The organism is Pseudophaeobacter sp. EL27, from assembly GCF_900313025.1.
Taxonomy (GTDB): Bacteria; Pseudomonadota; Alphaproteobacteria; order Rhodobacterales; family Rhodobacteraceae; genus Pseudophaeobacter.
In genome coordinates this window covers 111,569-126,720 of record NZ_OMPQ01000009.1, presented here as the reverse complement: position 1 = coordinate 126,720, position 15,152 = coordinate 111,569, and the positions used below count along the sequence as shown (strand labels likewise).

The following is a 15,152-nucleotide window of genomic DNA, read 5'->3' as shown; positions in this document are numbered from 1 at the left end:
GGGGGCGGCTTAGTCCACAGTGCCAAGCCACTGGGTGAGTTGGGACTTTGCTGTACCGCAAGCCTCTTCCAAAGACTTCCCTTGGGCAAGGGCGCAGGCGAGGGCGGTCGCCAGGCTACAGCCAGTGCCGCGTTTGTTGATGGCAAGGCGGGGCGCTGTAAAGGCCCGGTGGGTTTTTGTGGTAAACAGATGATCGGTACTGCGCGCGCCCTTGCCATGGCCGCCTTTGATCAGCACGGCTGCGACGCCCCTGTCGAGTATCCTCTGGGCCTGAAGCTCTATCACGGTGAAGTCTGGTGGGTCCTCTGGGCTGTAACAGGTGCCGCAGAGCCGGGCACTTTCTTCCAGGTTTGGCGTGAGCAGCGTCACCATTGGCAATAGTGGCGCGAGTGTCTCCAAAGACATCAAGGCGCCCCCTGATGAGCTTTTGAGGACGGGGTCCAGCACGATGGGAACCCCGGTAGGCAGAGACCGGGCCAGGCTTTTTGCGGCCTCTGGGGTGCCGATCATGCCAATTTTGATGGCCTTTGGGATCTGACCAGCTGGATCAAAGGCGGCTTTGATCTGTGCCGCAATGATCTTAGGCGGGATAGCATGGCTGGCGATCAGCGCTTGATTGGTTTGTACGGTTACAGAGGTGACGACAGGTGAGACAGAGCAATTCAGGCTCTGCGCCATGGCAATATCACGGCTCAGACCAGCGCCACCGCTGCTATCAGTGCCCGCCACCACCAGAATGCGGCTCATGTCTGGTCTCCGAGGGCAAGGATTTCCAATTTTTCAAAACCCTGCGCCCGCAGGCTGCGCGCGGCGCGCCAGGCCCGCACTCCTGATCGACAACACAGCACCGTTGCGTGTTCCGGGACCAATCCTGCCGTGGCCAAGTCCTCTGGCAGGATGCGCCGGGCACTGGGGGTGGCAGGCTGGGGAGCTTCCTCAATGGGGCGCAGATCGATCACCTGTGCCTGCGTTTGGATCAACTCGGGACTGGTAAAGCGCAGCGGGTTTTCCGGCTCACAGGCGGTGTGAAAGTCAAAGCTGCTCAGGCTCATATCTGTCATCTCGATCTGGATGAGCCGCCCCAGCGGCGAGGGGCTGTGCTGCAAGAGGGTCTTTAGCGCCATCTGCGCCTGCAGGGCTCCGATGACACCAACCATAGGCCCCATGACGCCGGCGCTCGCACAGCTGGCGGCGCTTTCCGGCAATTCGGGGAACAGGGCGCGCAGCGAGGGCGCGGTGCTACAAAAGCCACCAACATAGCCCCGTTGGGCCAGTACCGAAGCAGAGATGAGCGGCAGGCCGTGGTCCAGACAGGCATCCGACAAGATGTAGGAGGTGGCAAAGCTATCGGCTGCATCCACCACCAGATCCACCGAGGCCAAAAAACGCTGAACATTTGCCGCGCTGAGCGCCTCGACATGGGTGTGCAGGGTTAGACCGGGGTTGGCCGCCAGCAGATGCTTGCGGGCTGCACTGACTTTGGGCTGACCGATATCTGCCATGGAAAACAGCACCTGACGGTGCAGATTGCTTTCCTCCACGGTGTCAGGATCCAGCAGGGTGATCCTGCCGATACCGGCACCCGCCAGATATTGCAGCACCGGTGCGCCCAGCCCGCCAGCGCCGATGACCAGCACATGAGCGCGGGCCAATCGGGCCTGACCCGCAGCGCCGACCTCGGGCAGGACCATCTGGCGGGCATAGCGTGACATCAGGCGCAGGCCTTTGCCCATTGACGGCAGCGTGCCTCGGGGTCATCGGCCAGCTGAATATCCGTCACCACCGCCGCGCTATCCGCGCCGGCGGCAAAAACACCCGGCAGGCGCTCCGGTGTCAGCCCGCCGATGGCGACCAGGGGTGTGTTCCCTGCGATCTCTTTCCAGCGGCTGACGCGCTCCAATCCCTGAGGTCCCCATTTCATTTTCTTCAGCAGGGTCGGATAGACCGGCCCCAGCGCCACATAGGCCGGATCATGGCTGAGGGCACGCTCCAGCTCTGTCTCGTCATGGGTCGAGAGCCCATAGCGGATGCCGGCGGCACGCAGGGCGGCAAAATCCGCCGTTTCCATATCTTCCTGGCCAAGGTGCACAAAGTTGCAGTTCAGATCCAGCGCCAGCTGCCAATGGTCGTTGACCACCAGTTGGGCGCCATGCACGGCGCAGAAATCGCGGGCGCGGGCGATCTGGCGGCGCAGCTCTGCCTCCGGTTCATCCTTGATCCGCAGCTGCACCAATTTGGCCCCCTGTGGCACCAAGAGCTCCAACCGGCCGACATGGCCTACAATCAGATAAAACTGTTCCATCATCTGCTGTTCCTTCATTTCAGGTCCGCCAGCCCCAGAACCGGGGTCGAGGGCACCGCCATATCGCGGCGCGGCATGGGGTCGGCCGCATATCCGATCTGACCAGCCCTCACCGCCTGGGCCATGGCCTGCGCCATCGCGATAGGATCCCCGGCCTTGGCCACGGCGGTATTGAGCAGCACCGCATCCAAGCCCAGCTCCATTGCAGCCGCCGCATCCGAGGGGCGGCCAATGCCGGCATCCACCACCAGAGGTGTGTCCGGGAAATGGGCCCGCATGGCCCGCAGCCCATCGGGATTGCGCAAGCCCTGACCCGATCCAATCGGCGCGCCCCAGGGCATCAGGACTTCGCAGCCCGCCTCCAACAGGTGTTCCCCCACCACCAGATCTTCGGTGGTATAGGGAAAGACCTTGAAGCCATCCCCGCTGAGGATCCGCGCGGCCTCGACCAGGGCAAAGACATCCGGTTGCAGGCTGTCGGCATGGCCGATCACCTCCAGTTTGATCCAGTCTGTATCAAAGACCTCGCGTGCCATCTGGGCCGTGGTCACCGCCTCCTGCACGGTATGACAGCCGGCGGTATTGGGCAGGATACGCGCGCCGGTCTGGCGCAGCATCTGCCAGAACCCGGTGCCTGCGCCAGCAGCACTTTCGCGGCGCAGCGAGACCGTGATCACCTCGGTGCCGCTGGCGGTGATCGCCTCACAAAGCACCTTGGGAGAGGGGTATTGCGCGGTGCCCAGAAACAGGCGCGAGGTCAGTTCGGTGCCGTAGAACTGCATGGCTCAGCCTCCCTGCATCGGCGCCAGCACTTCAATGCGGTCGCCCTCGGTTAACTGTGTATCAACACGTTTCGCACGCGAAACAAAGGCGCCGTTCAGGGCGGTTGCCAAGGCCGGGCTGATCAATCCCAGCTCCGTCAGGGCCGCGTCCAGAGTGGCGGCGGAGATATCATGAGGTTTTGCATTCACGGTGATTTTCATCCGGTGCGCTCCATGGCAGGGGTTTGGGCAGTTTGCGGCATCAGCCTCGCGGCGGCACGTTGCGCCATCGCAGGGGCCAGCAAAAAGCCGTGGCGATACAGCCCGTTGAGGTGAAGCACGCCGTCGCGTTCAAACAGGCGGGGCAGGTTGTCGGCAAAGGCGGGGCGCAGGCCGGCGCCCAGCTCAACCACGCTGGCCTCGCCAAAGGCGGGGTGCAGGGCAAAGGCGGCGCTGAGCAATTCGGTGACCGACCGTAACGAGGCCGGGCGGGATGAGTTGCTCTCGACCATGGTGGCACCGATCATGAAATGCTGATCATCGCGCGGCACCAGATACAGCGGGATACGCGGATGCAGCAGCCGCAGGGTGCGGCTGATCTCAACCTCCGGGCAATGCAGGATCACCATTTCCCCGCGCACCGGGCGCAGCTTTGGCAGGGCGGCAGCCATGCCGGTGCAATCGAGATCCACCCGCGTAGGGGCCGGAGTGTCATAGCGGATTTCTCCGCCAAGGTTTTCCACGGCGGTGCTGAGATCGCACAGGGCGCGCCGAGGATCGAGATGTGCCTCATCTTCAAAAAACAAACCGCTGGCAAAACGTCCTGACAGGGCGGGTTCCAGTTCGGCAATCTCACCCCCCTCCAGCAGCTGATGGCCTCTGGTGCGGCGGGCAAACCGGGTGAGTTCTGCCCGGTCGCGCCGGGGTGCCACCACCAGCGTGCCGCGCCGGTGCACGGGGGTGATCTTGGCCCACCACTCAAAGGCGCGGCTGCCGAGGGTGATCACTTCTTCTTCAGCGCTTTCACGCTCGCAGTAGGGCGCCAGCATCCCCCCGGCAAAGCGCGCAACACTGGCCGCGCCGGGCCCTGCGCCTTGCTCAAACAGGGTGACCTCAGCGCCGCGTTGCAGCAGCTCGTAAGCGGAGGCGAGGCCCGCAAGCCCCGCCCCCGCGATGGTGATCATGTCTCAGATTCCAGCGCTTTACCTTCAGGTGCAGGCACATAGAGCTCGCCGCCTTCGCGGAATTTGGCGGCCATGGCCTCCATACCTTCCTTCTGGGCCTCAGCGCGGATGTCGTGGCTGATCCGCATCGAGCAGAATTTGGGCCCGCACATGGAACAGAAATGCGCCACCTTATGAGCCTCTTTGGGCAGAGTCTGGTCGTGGTAGTCGCGGGCAGTATCCGGGTCCAGCGAGAGGTTGAACTGATCCTCCCAGCGGAACTCGAACCGGGCGCGCGACAGGGCATCATCGCGGCGTTGTGCACCGGGCATGCCCTTGGCCAGATCGGCCGCATGGGCGGCGATCTTATAGGTGATCACCCCCACCTTCACATCGTCACGGTCCGGCAGGCCGAGGTGCTCCTTTGGCGTCACATAGCAGAGCATGGCACAGCCAAACCAGCCGATCATCGCAGCACCAATGCCAGAGGTGATATGGTCATAGCCCGGTGCGATATCGGTGGTGAGGGGGCCAAGCGTATAGAAGGGCGCTTCGTCACAGCATTCCAGCTGCTTATCCATGTTTTCCTTGATCTTGTGCATGGCCACATGACCGGGGCCCTCGATCATCACCTGGCAGTCCTTGGCCCAGGCGATCTTGGTCAGCTCGCCCAGACATTCCAGCTCAGCAAACTGCGCCGCGTCATTGGCATCGGCGATCGAGCCGGGACGTAGGCCGTCGCCCAGGCTGAAGGAGACGTCATATTGGCGGCAGATGTCGCAGATTTCCTCAAAGTGCTCGTAGAGGAAGCTCTCCTTGTGGTGATGCAGGCACCATTTGGCCATGATGGACCCACCACGTGACACGATGCCGGTGACGCGCTCAACGGTCATCGGGACCATGTGCAGGCGCACGCCCGCATGGATGGTGAAATAGTCAACGCCCTGTTCGGCCTGCTCGATCAATGTGTCACGGAAGACTTCCCAGGTCAGGTCCTCAGCGATGCCATTGACCTTTTCCAGCGCCTGATACATCGGCACGGTGCCGATGGGCACGGGGCTGTTGCGCACGATCCATTCGCGGGTGTTGTGAATGTTGCGCCCAGTAGAGAGATCCATCACCGTGTCGGCGCCCCAGCGGATCGACCAGACCAGCTTGTCGACCTCTTCTTCCATCGAGGAAGTGACCGCCGAGGTGCCCATATTGGCGTTGATCTTGACCAGAAAGTTGCGGCCAATGATCATCGGCTCGATCTCGGGGTGGTTGACGTTGGCGGGGATGATGGCGCGCCCGGCAGCCACTTCGGAACGGACAAATTCGGGGGTCACATAGTCGGGAATATTGGCGCCAAAGTCATTGCCATCGCGATGACAGGGCGAGGTCTCGCGCAGCTGGTTTTCGCGAATGGCGATGAATTCCATCTCTGGCGTGATGATGCCCGCCCGGGCATAGGCAAGCTGTGTGACAGCCTTGCCGTCCTTGGCGCGCAGCGGTTTTGGTTTGACCGGGAATTCAGGCGTCAGGCGCTCCCCTGAGACAAAGCCATTGTCCGCATCGGTGATTTCGCGTCCCTCATATTCCTCGACATCGCCACGGGCCAGGATCCAGTCGCGGCGCAGCTGCGCCAGCCCCTGGCGGATGTCCGTGGTCTGCTCGGGGTCGGTATAGGGGCCGGAGCTGTCATAGACCGGTAGCGGCGCTTCGCCCGCCGTTGGGTGGGTGGAAATCTCCCGCATGGGGACACGAATGTCGCTGTGGATTTCACCCGGCACATAGATCTTGCGCGATGCGGGCAGGGCGCCGGTTGTCACCTTTGGGGTGATCTTGGGGGTAGCTACGTTCATTTTGGTGCTCCTCGAGCCAATACTCAAAAAAGTCACCAGATGAGGCTTGGCTGGGAGGCGCGGGGAGGATGTACAGCCCTCCCGGTTCGGAACGCGAGGGCGGCAGGGGGTACGAGGTCCTGCAGCAATGCGTCCTAGCTTCCTACGCCAGTGTCAACTGGGTCAGGTTCTAAGGGTCGCGTCACCGGCCAGATTGCTCTGCCCTGTCAGCCTCTCAGTCCCCTCGGTGGGACTCCCCTGCGTAGGCTAAGACCTAGGGGAGCGGCGGGGGGAAGGTCAACAAGAATTTAAATAGATAAAAATAATCTATAATAAACAGTATGTAACGATGGTTGAGGCGTGAAATTGCCGCGCTGCAATATAAGCTCTTGGTGGTTGAGGTTAAATTATCTATAAAAACGCAACCGGGCTCAGCGCCCTCAATTTCAACACTGTGACCCCTCAGGAGAGCCCATGCTGGACGCTGCCCCTATTCGAAACGACTGGACCCGCGCCGAAGCCGAAGAGATCTACAACAAGCCCTTCATGGATCTGTTGTTCGAGGCGCAGTCCGTGCACCGCCAGCACTACGATCCCAATCAGGTGCAGAAGTCCAAGCTCTTGAGCATCAAGACCGGCGGCTGCGCCGAGGACTGCGCCTATTGCTCGCAGTCGGCTCGCAATGGTGCGAAACTTTCGGCCAGCAAGCTGATCGAGGTGGAGCGCGTTCTGGCCGAGGCCCGCAAGGCCAAGGAGGGCGGAGCGACACGCTATTGCATGGGGGCAGCCTGGCGCTCGCCCAAGGACCGCGACATGGCGGCGCTGGAAGCGATGATCGAGGGCGTCAAGGATCTGGGCATGGAGACCTGCATGACCCTGGGCATGCTGGATGACAATCAGGTCTTCCGGCTGCGCGACGCGGGGCTGGACTATTACAACCACAATATCGACACCTCCGAACGCTATTATTCCGAGATCATCACCACCCGCACCTTTACGGATCGCATCGACACCCTGAACCGGGTGCGCGAGGCGGGCATGAAGGTCTGTGCTGGAGGTATTGTTGGCATGGGCGAGCAGCAGATGGACCGCATCGATATGATCCTGGCCCTGGCCACGCTGGAGGAACACCCGGATTCGGTGCCGGTGAACATGCTGATCCCGATGGCCGACACGCCGCTTGCCGATGTGGCCAAGCTGGATCCGATTGAGTTTGTCCGCACCATCGCGCTGGCGCGGATCCTGATGCCGAAATCCCATGTGCGGCTCTCGGCTGGGCGCACTGATATGACCGATGAGCTGCAGGCCATGTGTTTCTTCGCCGGCGCCAATTCGATCTTTGTTGGTGACACGCTGCTGACGGCAGACAACCCCGAGGAAGACAAGGACCAGATCCTGTTCGACAAGCTGGGCATCACCGCCATGGGCGTGGGGTCTGACGGCAGCCATGATGAGGCGCAGGCCAATATCTGCCCTGGGCGCTCTGCTGAAACCCGCGAGGAGGCTTCGGTATGAGCGACGTTTTCCCACGCCATACCACCGGGCTGGAAGATCTGCGTGAGCAGGGGCGGTTTCGCCGGTTGATCCCGCGTGCGGGGCATGATTTTTCTTCAAACGATTACCTGGGACTGGCACAGAGTCAGACCCTGAAAACTGCGGCGCTGGAGGCGCTGGAGCGCGGTGTGCCCGTAGGCGCAGGTGGCTCGCGTCTGCTGCGCGGCAATGCGGATGAGCATGTGGTGCTGGAAGCTGAGGCGGCGGCGTTTTTTGGCACCGAGGCGGCGCTGTTTATGGGCGGCGGGTTCAACGCCAATCAGGCGATCTTCTCGACCCTGCCGCAGCGGGGCGATCTGGTGCTCTATGATGCGCTGATCCATGCCAGCACCCATGATGGTATGCGTCTGGGCCGAGCGGAACGCCGCAGCTTCATTCATAACAGCCCCGCAGATGCGGCGGCGCAGATCGCCAGCTGGCGCGCCGAAGGCGGCAGCGGTCAGATCTGGATCGCGGTGGAATCTGTCTACTCAATGGAGGGCACATTGGCGCCCTTGCCGGAGTTTGCGGCGCTGGCGGAACGCGAGGCGGCGGTTCTGGTGGTGGATGAGGCCCATGCCTCCGGATTGTTTGGTGATCTGGGCCGGGGTCTGGCGCATGACTATGCGCAGAACCCCTGGGTGCTGACATTGCATACCTGCGGCAAGGGGCTGGGCGTGTCTGGTGCGCTGATCTGCGGCGCCCAGGTGCTGATCGAGTTTCTGGTCAATCGTGGGCGTGGCTTTATCTTTGCCACCGCGCCTTCGCCGCTGAATGCGGCTCTGGTGCGGGTGGCGCTGCGCGATCTGGCCGAAAATGCAGGGCGGCGCGCGCGTGCCTGGGATTTGATTACCCATGCCCATAGCGAGGCCACCCGTCTCTGCGGGCTCAGCGGCTATCGGAGCCAGATCCTGCCGGTGGTGATTGGTGAGGACAAGCCGACCATGGCCTTGGCCGAACGGATACAGGCGCAGGGCTTTGACGTGCGCGGCATTCGCCCACCTACCGTGCCCAAGGGGACCTCGCGTTTGCGGATTTCGCTGACCGGCACCCTGACAAAACCGGTGATCACCGAGCTGTTTGAGACACTGGCGAGTGAGCTGGCGCAGTCAAACCTGCGGCCCTATGCACTGGATCAGGTTGCATGAATGCCCTGGTGGTGACTGGGACCGATACCGGCATCGGCAAAACCATCTTTTCTGCCGGTCTGGTGCAGGCGCTAACAGCCAGCTACTGGAAACCGGTGCAGTCTGGTCTGGAAGAAGAAACCGACAGCCAGATCGTGGCGCGGCTCTCCGGTGTCACACCGCTGTCTGAGGGCTATCTGCTGCAATTGCCCGCCTCGCCACATCTATCGGCCGAGGCCGAGGGGGTGGTGATTGACCCCGATAGGCTCACGCTGCCGCAGGTCGAGGGCCCGCTGGTGGTCGAAGGGGCCGGCGGGTTGATGGTGCCGCTGAACCGCGAGATGCTCTATCTGGATCTTTTTGCCCGCTGGGGCACGCCGGTTATCCTCTGCGCGCGGACCCAGCTGGGGACGATCAACCACACACTCATGTCCCTCAAGGTGCTGCGCGATGCGGGCTGTGACGTGGTGGGGGTGGCCTTCATTGGTGATGCTGAGCCCGAGGTTGAGGAAACCATCCTGCAGTTTGGCAAAGTGCCGCATTTGGGGCGGCTGCCGATGATCGAGACCCTTGGCGGCGCAACCTTGACTGAGGCCTTTGCAGAACACATCAATCTGGATCTGATAAGGGAGGCGTTGTGATGAGTGCATCGGATCTGAGCCAGCTGGAGTTTGACCAGCAGCATCTCTGGCATCCCTATACCAATGTCGCCAAACCCGGCCCCACCTTTGTGGTGAAGGAAAGCGAGGGCGTGCATATCACCCTTGAGGACGGCACCCGGTTGATTGACGCCATGTCGTCCTGGTGGTGCATGATGCATGGTCATCGCAACCCGGCGATCACATCGGCCATCCATGACCAACTGGACCGCCTGCCACATGTGATGTTTGGCGGGCTGACCCATGACCCGGCCATCGATCTGGGACGCAAGCTGCTGGAGATCTCACCCGACAGCCTGACGCGGATCTTCTATTGCGACTCTGGCTCGGTCTCGGTTGAGGTGGCGATGAAGATGGCGGTGCAATATCAGCACGCCAAGGGGTTTGAAGGGCGCAGTCAGTTTGCCACCGTGCGCTCGGGCTATCATGGTGACACTTGGAAGGCGATGAGCGTCTGTGACCCGGACACCGGTATGCATCACCTGTTCCAGGGCGCGCTGAGCGTGCAGCATTTTGTCTCCCGCCCGCCAATCACCCTGGGGCAGGACTGGAACGAAGATCCGGCACAAAACGGCTTGGGTGAGCTGCGTTCCGTACTGGAGGCCAATGCCGAGAAAATCGCCGGGTTCATCCTGGAACCTGTGGTCCAGGGCACCGGCGGCATGTACTTCTACCATCCCGAATACCTCAACCAGGCGCGCGCACTTTGTGATGACCTGGGCATCCTGTTGATCTTTGACGAGATCGCCACCGGCTTTGGCCGCACAGGTGAGCTGTTTGCCACAGATTTCTGTCGCGTAGAGCCGGATATCATCTGCCTTGGCAAGGGGCTGACGGGGGGGCATATCTCCTTTGCCTGCACCATGACCAATGATCGCGTCGCGCTGGGCATCGGCCATGGCAGTCCGGGCATCTTTATGCATGGGCCCACCTATATGGCCAATCCGCTGGCCTGCGCAGCGGCGAAGGCCTCGTTGGATTTATTGACCGGGCAGGACTGGCGCGGAGGGGTGGCGGCAATATCAGACCAGCTGAAACAGGAGCTGGAGCCCGCACGTGCCCTTGCCAATGTGCATGACGTTCGGGTGCTGGGAGCCATTGGTGTCATTGAAATGAACCATGTGGTCTCGGCTGATACGGCCCATGCGCTGGCCCATGAAATGGGCGTGTTCCTGCGTCCCTTTGGCAAGAACATCTATACGATGCCGCCCTTTGTAACCACGCCTGCGCAGCTGAGCGAGATTACCGCTGGCATGCTGCATCTGGCGCAGGAGCTGTAACCGGCACGACTCCTACGCGAAACAGGCCCCGACGAGGTCGCAACCTTGCCCGGTGTTCCCTGCCTGGGACTTGCCCCTCCTGTGGGGGCAAGTCTTTCCTCAATTGCGGGATTCTTTGCTGCCAATGTTGGAGGGGGCGGAAGGTGCTCGGGGATTCGTTTATTGGCTTTCCGTTCAGAAAGTTGAACCAAGAATTAAGAAATTTACCGGAAAGCGCCGCAAACCCTCGACAATGGGTCGCAAAACGTTCAAAAACTTGTGGCATACCCGGCCACACTCAGGGATATTGCTAAGGTCAAGCCTCAGATCAACACTCCTGGGCACAGACCATCTGCGCCCTTTGGGCCGATTGAGCCGCCAGGCTCCACTATAATCCACCCAGCTGATCTTTGCATCAGCAGGGGTATATAAACAGGGAAATCAACAATGAAAAAGACAACATTTGCATGCCTTCTTGGCGCGGCTTCACTGGTTGCAGGAACGGCCCAGGCGGCAGAGATGGGGGCTGTGGATCAGCCGATCAAGCTGGCGGTCAACGAATGGACCGGGCAGCACGTGACCACCCATATCGCGGGTGAGATGCTGAAGGCCGCTGGTTACAAGGTGGAATATGTCACCGCCGGCATGATGAACCAGTTCCAGGCGATTGCCGATGGTGAGATCCACGCGACGCTGGAAATCTGGTCCTCAAACGTTTCTGATGAATATGCCAACAAGGTTGCCGAAGGCACCGTTGTTGAACTGGGCGATCTGGAGCTGAACGCCAAGGAAGGCATCGCTTATCCCGCTCATGTGGCTGAGCTTTGCCCCGGTCTGCCCGCCTGGGAAGCGCTGAAGGCCTGTGCGCCGCTTTTTGCCACGGCTGAAACCCTGCCTTCCGGCCGCCTGGTGGACTACCCTGCGGATTGGGGGACACCCGGTGCCGATCGCATGACCGGTCTGGAGCTGCCCTTCAAAGCGGTTCCTGCAGGGTCCGAGGGCGCCCTGATCGCCGAGCTGCGTGCCTCGACCGAGCGTAAAACACCGCTGCTGATCACCTTCTGGCAGCCCCATTGGGCGATGTCTGCCTATGATGTGCAGTTTGTTGACCTGCCAGTTGGCGAAGAGGCCTGCTTTAATGATCCGGCCTGGGGGCCAAACCCCAATGCGGTGAATGACTGTGACTTTGCACCTTCGCGCATCTTCAAGGCGGCCTGGTCCGGCACTGCGGAAACATGGCCTGCGGCTTTTGAAATCCTGTCCAACTACACTCTGGCAGTAGAAGCGCAGCAGCCAATGATGGGCGCAATCGATGTTGATGGCGGCAAGGTCGAAGAGGTTGTTGCAGCCTGGATGGCGGCCAATGAAGACAGCTGGCGCCCGGTTGTTGACGCTGCCACCAAGTGAGTGCCGTGAACGGTTCCGATACACCCGCCATTTCCTGCCAGAACGTCTGGCAGGTCTTTGGCGAGAACGCAGACAGCGCCTTGAAACAGGCGCTGTCGCAACATGCATCAGCAGATGAGGTCTCTGCGGCGCTGCGCGCTCAGGGGCTGGTGCCTGCGGTGCAGGATGCCAATTTTGACGTCAGGGAAGGCGAGCTTTTTGTCATCATGGGGCTTTCCGGCTCGGGCAAATCGACGCTGATCCGTTGTATTTCGCAGTTGCTGCCTGCCTCAAACGGAGAAATCCGCATTGAGGGCGAGGACATCGTCTCTGCCAGCAAGGCCCGCCTGATCGAGCTGCGCCGCAAGACCCTGGGCATGGTGTTTCAGCACTTTGGCCTGTTTCCTCATATGACCGTGGCCGAGAATGTCGCCTATCCGCTCAAGGTGCAGGGGGTGAAGAAAAAGGCCCGTCTGGCCAAGGCGAAAGAGGTGATTGATCTGGTTGACCTCGGAGGGCGCGAAGACCGCTTCCCACGTGAACTCTCCGGTGGGCAGCGCCAGCGGGTTGGCATTGCGCGTTCCCTGGTGGCGGATTGTTCCGTCTGGTTCCTGGATGAGCCCTTTTCGGCGCTGGATCCGCTGATCCGTCGCCAGTTGCAGGATGAATTCCTCGATATTCAGGCCAAGTTGAAAACCACCATTGTGTTCATCACCCATGACATCAATGAGGCGCTGAAACTGGCGGATCGCATTGCCATCATGCGCGATGGCAAGATCGTGCAGATCGGCACCCCGGCGGATATCGTGCTCAATCCGGTGGATGATTATGTGCGCGAGTTCTCCAAAGACGTGGCCAAGGGGCGTCACGCCAATGTGGCCTCGGTGATGCAAGACCCGGAAAACCACCCCTACGGCGCGGATGATCCCGGGCTGCGCCGCGACATGACGCTGGATGCGGCGCTGGCGCGCTGCATGGATCTCTATGAGCCAGTGCCGGTACGTGACAAGGATGGCACCCTGGTTGGGGTGATCAACCCGGCGGATCTGGCCGCGGCCCTGCAGGTGGAACCCACCGCATGAATGGCGTGAACATCGCAGGCCTGAGCAAAGGCAGTCTGGCGGCGCTGATCGCCCTTCTCATCGGGGCGCTTTGTTTGGCGCTGGAAGGGCTGGTGCCTTGGCTGAGCATTTTTCCCAAAGACTGGGTGCTGCCCGCCACCGAGAGTGTTGGCACCGGCGTCAAGGGCGGGCTGACCTTCCTGAAACCCGCCGCGCGGATGTTTTCAGCCATGATGGCCTATCCGATGGCGGCGATGAACTATCTGCTGGCAACAGTGCCCTGGCCCCTGTTGATTGCCGCAACTGTGGCGCTGGGCTGGCGGTTGGGTGGGATCAAGATGGCAGCTATGGCTGCTATCGGGCTGGGGCTGGTGCTGGTCTCCGGCTATTGGCCACAGGGGATGAACACGCTGGCCTTGGTGGCTGTTTCAGTGCCATTGGCGCTGGTGGTGGGGGCAGGCATTGGCATTCTCGCCAATGAATTCCCCAGTTTTCGCGCCCCGATTCAGGCGCTGCTGGATGTGATGCAGACGGTGCCGACCTTTGCCTATCTGACGCCACTCCTGGTGCTCTTTGGTTTTGGCCCCGTGGTGGGGCTTATTGCCTCGGCGATCTATGCCGCACCGCCGATGGCGCGCAATGTGCTCTTGGGGCTGCAACGGGTTGAACACGAAGTAAAAGAAGCCGCAGTTATGGCCGGGGGCACCCGATTGCAGCAGCTGTTTCAGGTAGAGATCCCAGCGGCCAAGGTGCAGATCATGGTGGGGGTCAATCAATGTCTGATGGCGGCCCTGTCGATGGTGATCATTGCCGCTGTTATCGGCGGCTTTAATGACATCGGCTGGGAAGTGCTCTTGACCATGCGCAAGGCGCAGTTTGGCCCTGCCATGCTGGCGGGTGCGGTGATTGTGATCTTTGCCATTTTGATCGACCGGATGAGCGCCACCCTGGCGCAGGAGCGGCGCCAATTGTGGGATGGGCGGGTGTCGCTGGCGATCCTGGCGCTGGGGCTGCTGGTCAGCCTGCTGTTCTGGAGCCGCATTGGTGACCCCGGCAGCTATCAGATGTTGGATCCGGTGGCGGATGGTCTGGACAGCTGGCTCACGGATTTCACCCGTGCCAATGCCTATTTCCTGGCGAATTTAAAGAACACCATCATGTTCTACGTTCTGCTGCCACTGCGCATCGGGTTGGATCAGGCGCTCCTGCCCTTTACCTGGGGCTTTCAGTGGACCGCTGCGATGAGCCTCTGGTTCTTTGTCGCCGCTGCTGTCGTTGCCGTGGTGCTGGCACTGCGGGGGCGGTTGACCCTGGGGCTGGTGGTGCTGATTGCAGCCGGAATTCTGGAAACAGGCGTGTCGCAATTGCCCTGGCCCTTTGTGCTGGTTGGCACGGCGGCCCTGTCCTGGGTCGCGGGGGGGCATCGCTTGGCGATGTTGTCGCTGGTGTTGCTCACCACCATTCTGGTCTCGGGGCTATGGGAGCGCGCTTTGCTGTCGCTTTATCTGTCCGGCGCTGCGGTCTTTGCCTGTGCGCTCTTGGGCGGCGGTCTCGGCTTGCTCAGCGCGGTTTCACCCATGGCCTGGCGGTTGGTGCGGCCGATCTGCGATATGCTGCAGACCATTCCGCTGTTTGTCTTCCTGATCCCGGTGCTGATGGTGTTTCAGATCGGCGAGTTTTCGGCCTTTCTGGCGATCATCGCCTATGCGGTGGTGCCGATGATCCGCTATACCCGGCAGGGGCTGATCTCCACCCCGGAAGAGATGATCGAGGCAGCCACGGCCTCCGGTGCCACCCGCTGGCAGATGATGCGGGATGTGCGCGCGCCCTATGCGGCACCAACCATCCTCTTGGGGCTCAATCAGACCATTCTCTATGCCTTTGCCATGCTGGTGATTGCGGCGCTGATCGGCACCACCGGTCTGGGCCAGTCGATCTATCTGGCGCTGGGGCAGGCGGATGTGGGGCTTGGCATTTCAGCCGGGGCGGCCATGGCGATCCTGGCGCTGATCGCCGACCGAATCGTGCAGGGCTTTGCTGAGGAACGCAAAAAGGCGCTTGGCCTATAAAACCCATCC

At 61.3% G+C, this 15,152-nt stretch carries 14 protein-coding genes and 1 riboswitch; of the genes, 7 read left to right on the top strand and 7 right to left on the bottom strand.

What is annotated here, in order from left to right; genetic code table 11:
* Window positions 1-9 precede the first annotated feature (9 nt).
* The 7 genes from ED661_RS08340 to thiC are packed head-to-tail and all read right to left on the bottom strand — an operon-like array spanning window position 10 to window position 6,070.
* The gene (locus ED661_RS08340) at window positions 10-747 is read right to left on the bottom strand and encodes a hydroxymethylpyrimidine/phosphomethylpyrimidine kinase (protein ID WP_122073468.1); all 738 of its coding nucleotides are present in this window, start codon (window positions 745-747) and stop codon (window positions 10-12) included.
* Complete coding sequence (locus tag ED661_RS08335; protein WP_122074071.1) at window positions 744-1,712, bottom strand: HesA/MoeB/ThiF family protein; 969 nt, start codon at window positions 1,710-1,712, stop codon at window positions 744-746. The genes ED661_RS08340 and ED661_RS08335 overlap by 4 nt, the downstream gene beginning before the upstream one ends.
* Window positions 1,712-2,302, bottom strand: a complete 591-nt coding sequence (locus ED661_RS08330; RefSeq protein ID WP_122074070.1) for a thiamine phosphate synthase — start codon at window positions 2,300-2,302, stop codon at window positions 1,712-1,714. Before ED661_RS08330 ends, ED661_RS08335 begins: the two co-directional genes overlap by 1 nt.
* A 14-nt stretch (window positions 2,303-2,316) precedes the next feature.
* Window positions 2,317-3,084, bottom strand: a complete 768-nt coding sequence (locus ED661_RS08325; RefSeq protein WP_122073467.1) for a thiazole synthase — start codon at window positions 3,082-3,084, stop codon at window positions 2,317-2,319.
* 3 nt (window positions 3,085-3,087) lie between these two features.
* Window positions 3,088-3,285, bottom strand: coding sequence for a sulfur carrier protein ThiS (gene thiS, locus ED661_RS08320; protein WP_122073466.1), 198 nt, complete (start codon window positions 3,283-3,285; stop codon window positions 3,088-3,090).
* Window positions 3,282-4,247, bottom strand: coding sequence for an FAD-dependent oxidoreductase (locus ED661_RS08315; RefSeq protein ID WP_122073465.1), 966 nt, complete (start codon window positions 4,245-4,247; stop codon window positions 3,282-3,284). The genes thiS and ED661_RS08315 overlap by 4 nt, the downstream gene beginning before the upstream one ends.
* Window positions 4,244-6,070, bottom strand: coding sequence for a phosphomethylpyrimidine synthase ThiC (gene thiC / locus ED661_RS08310; protein WP_122073464.1), 1,827 nt, complete (start codon window positions 6,068-6,070; stop codon window positions 4,244-4,246). The genes ED661_RS08315 and thiC overlap by 4 nt, the downstream gene beginning before the upstream one ends.
* Window positions 6,071-6,192: 122 nt before the next feature.
* A riboswitch (TPP riboswitch) is annotated at window positions 6,193-6,319 on the bottom strand.
* 204 nt (window positions 6,320-6,523) lie between these two features.
* On the opposite strand from thiC, the gene bioB reads away from it, so the two are divergent.
* From bioB to ED661_RS08275, 7 genes are all read left to right on the top strand, one after another.
* Window positions 6,524-7,564, top strand: a complete 1,041-nt coding sequence (gene bioB, locus ED661_RS08305; protein ID WP_122073463.1) for a biotin synthase BioB — start codon at window positions 6,524-6,526, stop codon at window positions 7,562-7,564.
* Window positions 7,561-8,730, top strand: coding sequence for an 8-amino-7-oxononanoate synthase (locus tag ED661_RS08300; protein WP_122073462.1), 1,170 nt, complete (start codon window positions 7,561-7,563; stop codon window positions 8,728-8,730). Before bioB ends, ED661_RS08300 begins: the two co-directional genes overlap by 4 nt.
* Window positions 8,727-9,350: a dethiobiotin synthase gene (gene bioD / locus ED661_RS08295; protein ID WP_122073461.1), complete on the top strand. Its 624-nt coding sequence runs from the start codon at window positions 8,727-8,729 to the stop codon at window positions 9,348-9,350. The genes ED661_RS08300 and bioD overlap by 4 nt, the downstream gene beginning before the upstream one ends.
* On the top strand, window positions 9,350-10,648 hold the full coding sequence (gene bioA, locus ED661_RS08290) for an adenosylmethionine--8-amino-7-oxononanoate transaminase (protein WP_122073460.1): 1,299 nt from the start codon (window positions 9,350-9,352) through the stop codon (window positions 10,646-10,648). Before bioD ends, bioA begins: the two co-directional genes overlap by 1 nt.
* Window positions 10,649-11,074: 426 nt before the next feature.
* Window positions 11,075-12,034 carry an ABC transporter substrate-binding protein gene (locus ED661_RS08285; protein WP_122073459.1) on the top strand — a complete coding sequence of 320 codons (960 nt, stop codon included), beginning with the start codon at window positions 11,075-11,077 and terminating at the stop codon, window positions 12,032-12,034.
* Between the two features lie 5 nt (window positions 12,035-12,039).
* Complete coding sequence (locus tag ED661_RS08280) at window positions 12,040-13,095, top strand: glycine betaine/L-proline ABC transporter ATP-binding protein (RefSeq protein ID WP_122074069.1); 1,056 nt, start codon at window positions 12,040-12,042, stop codon at window positions 13,093-13,095.
* Window positions 13,092-15,143, top strand: coding sequence for a proline/glycine betaine ABC transporter permease (locus ED661_RS08275; RefSeq protein WP_122073458.1), 2,052 nt, complete (start codon window positions 13,092-13,094; stop codon window positions 15,141-15,143). The genes ED661_RS08280 and ED661_RS08275 overlap by 4 nt, the downstream gene beginning before the upstream one ends.
* The last annotated feature ends 9 nt before the right edge of the window (window positions 15,144-15,152 follow it).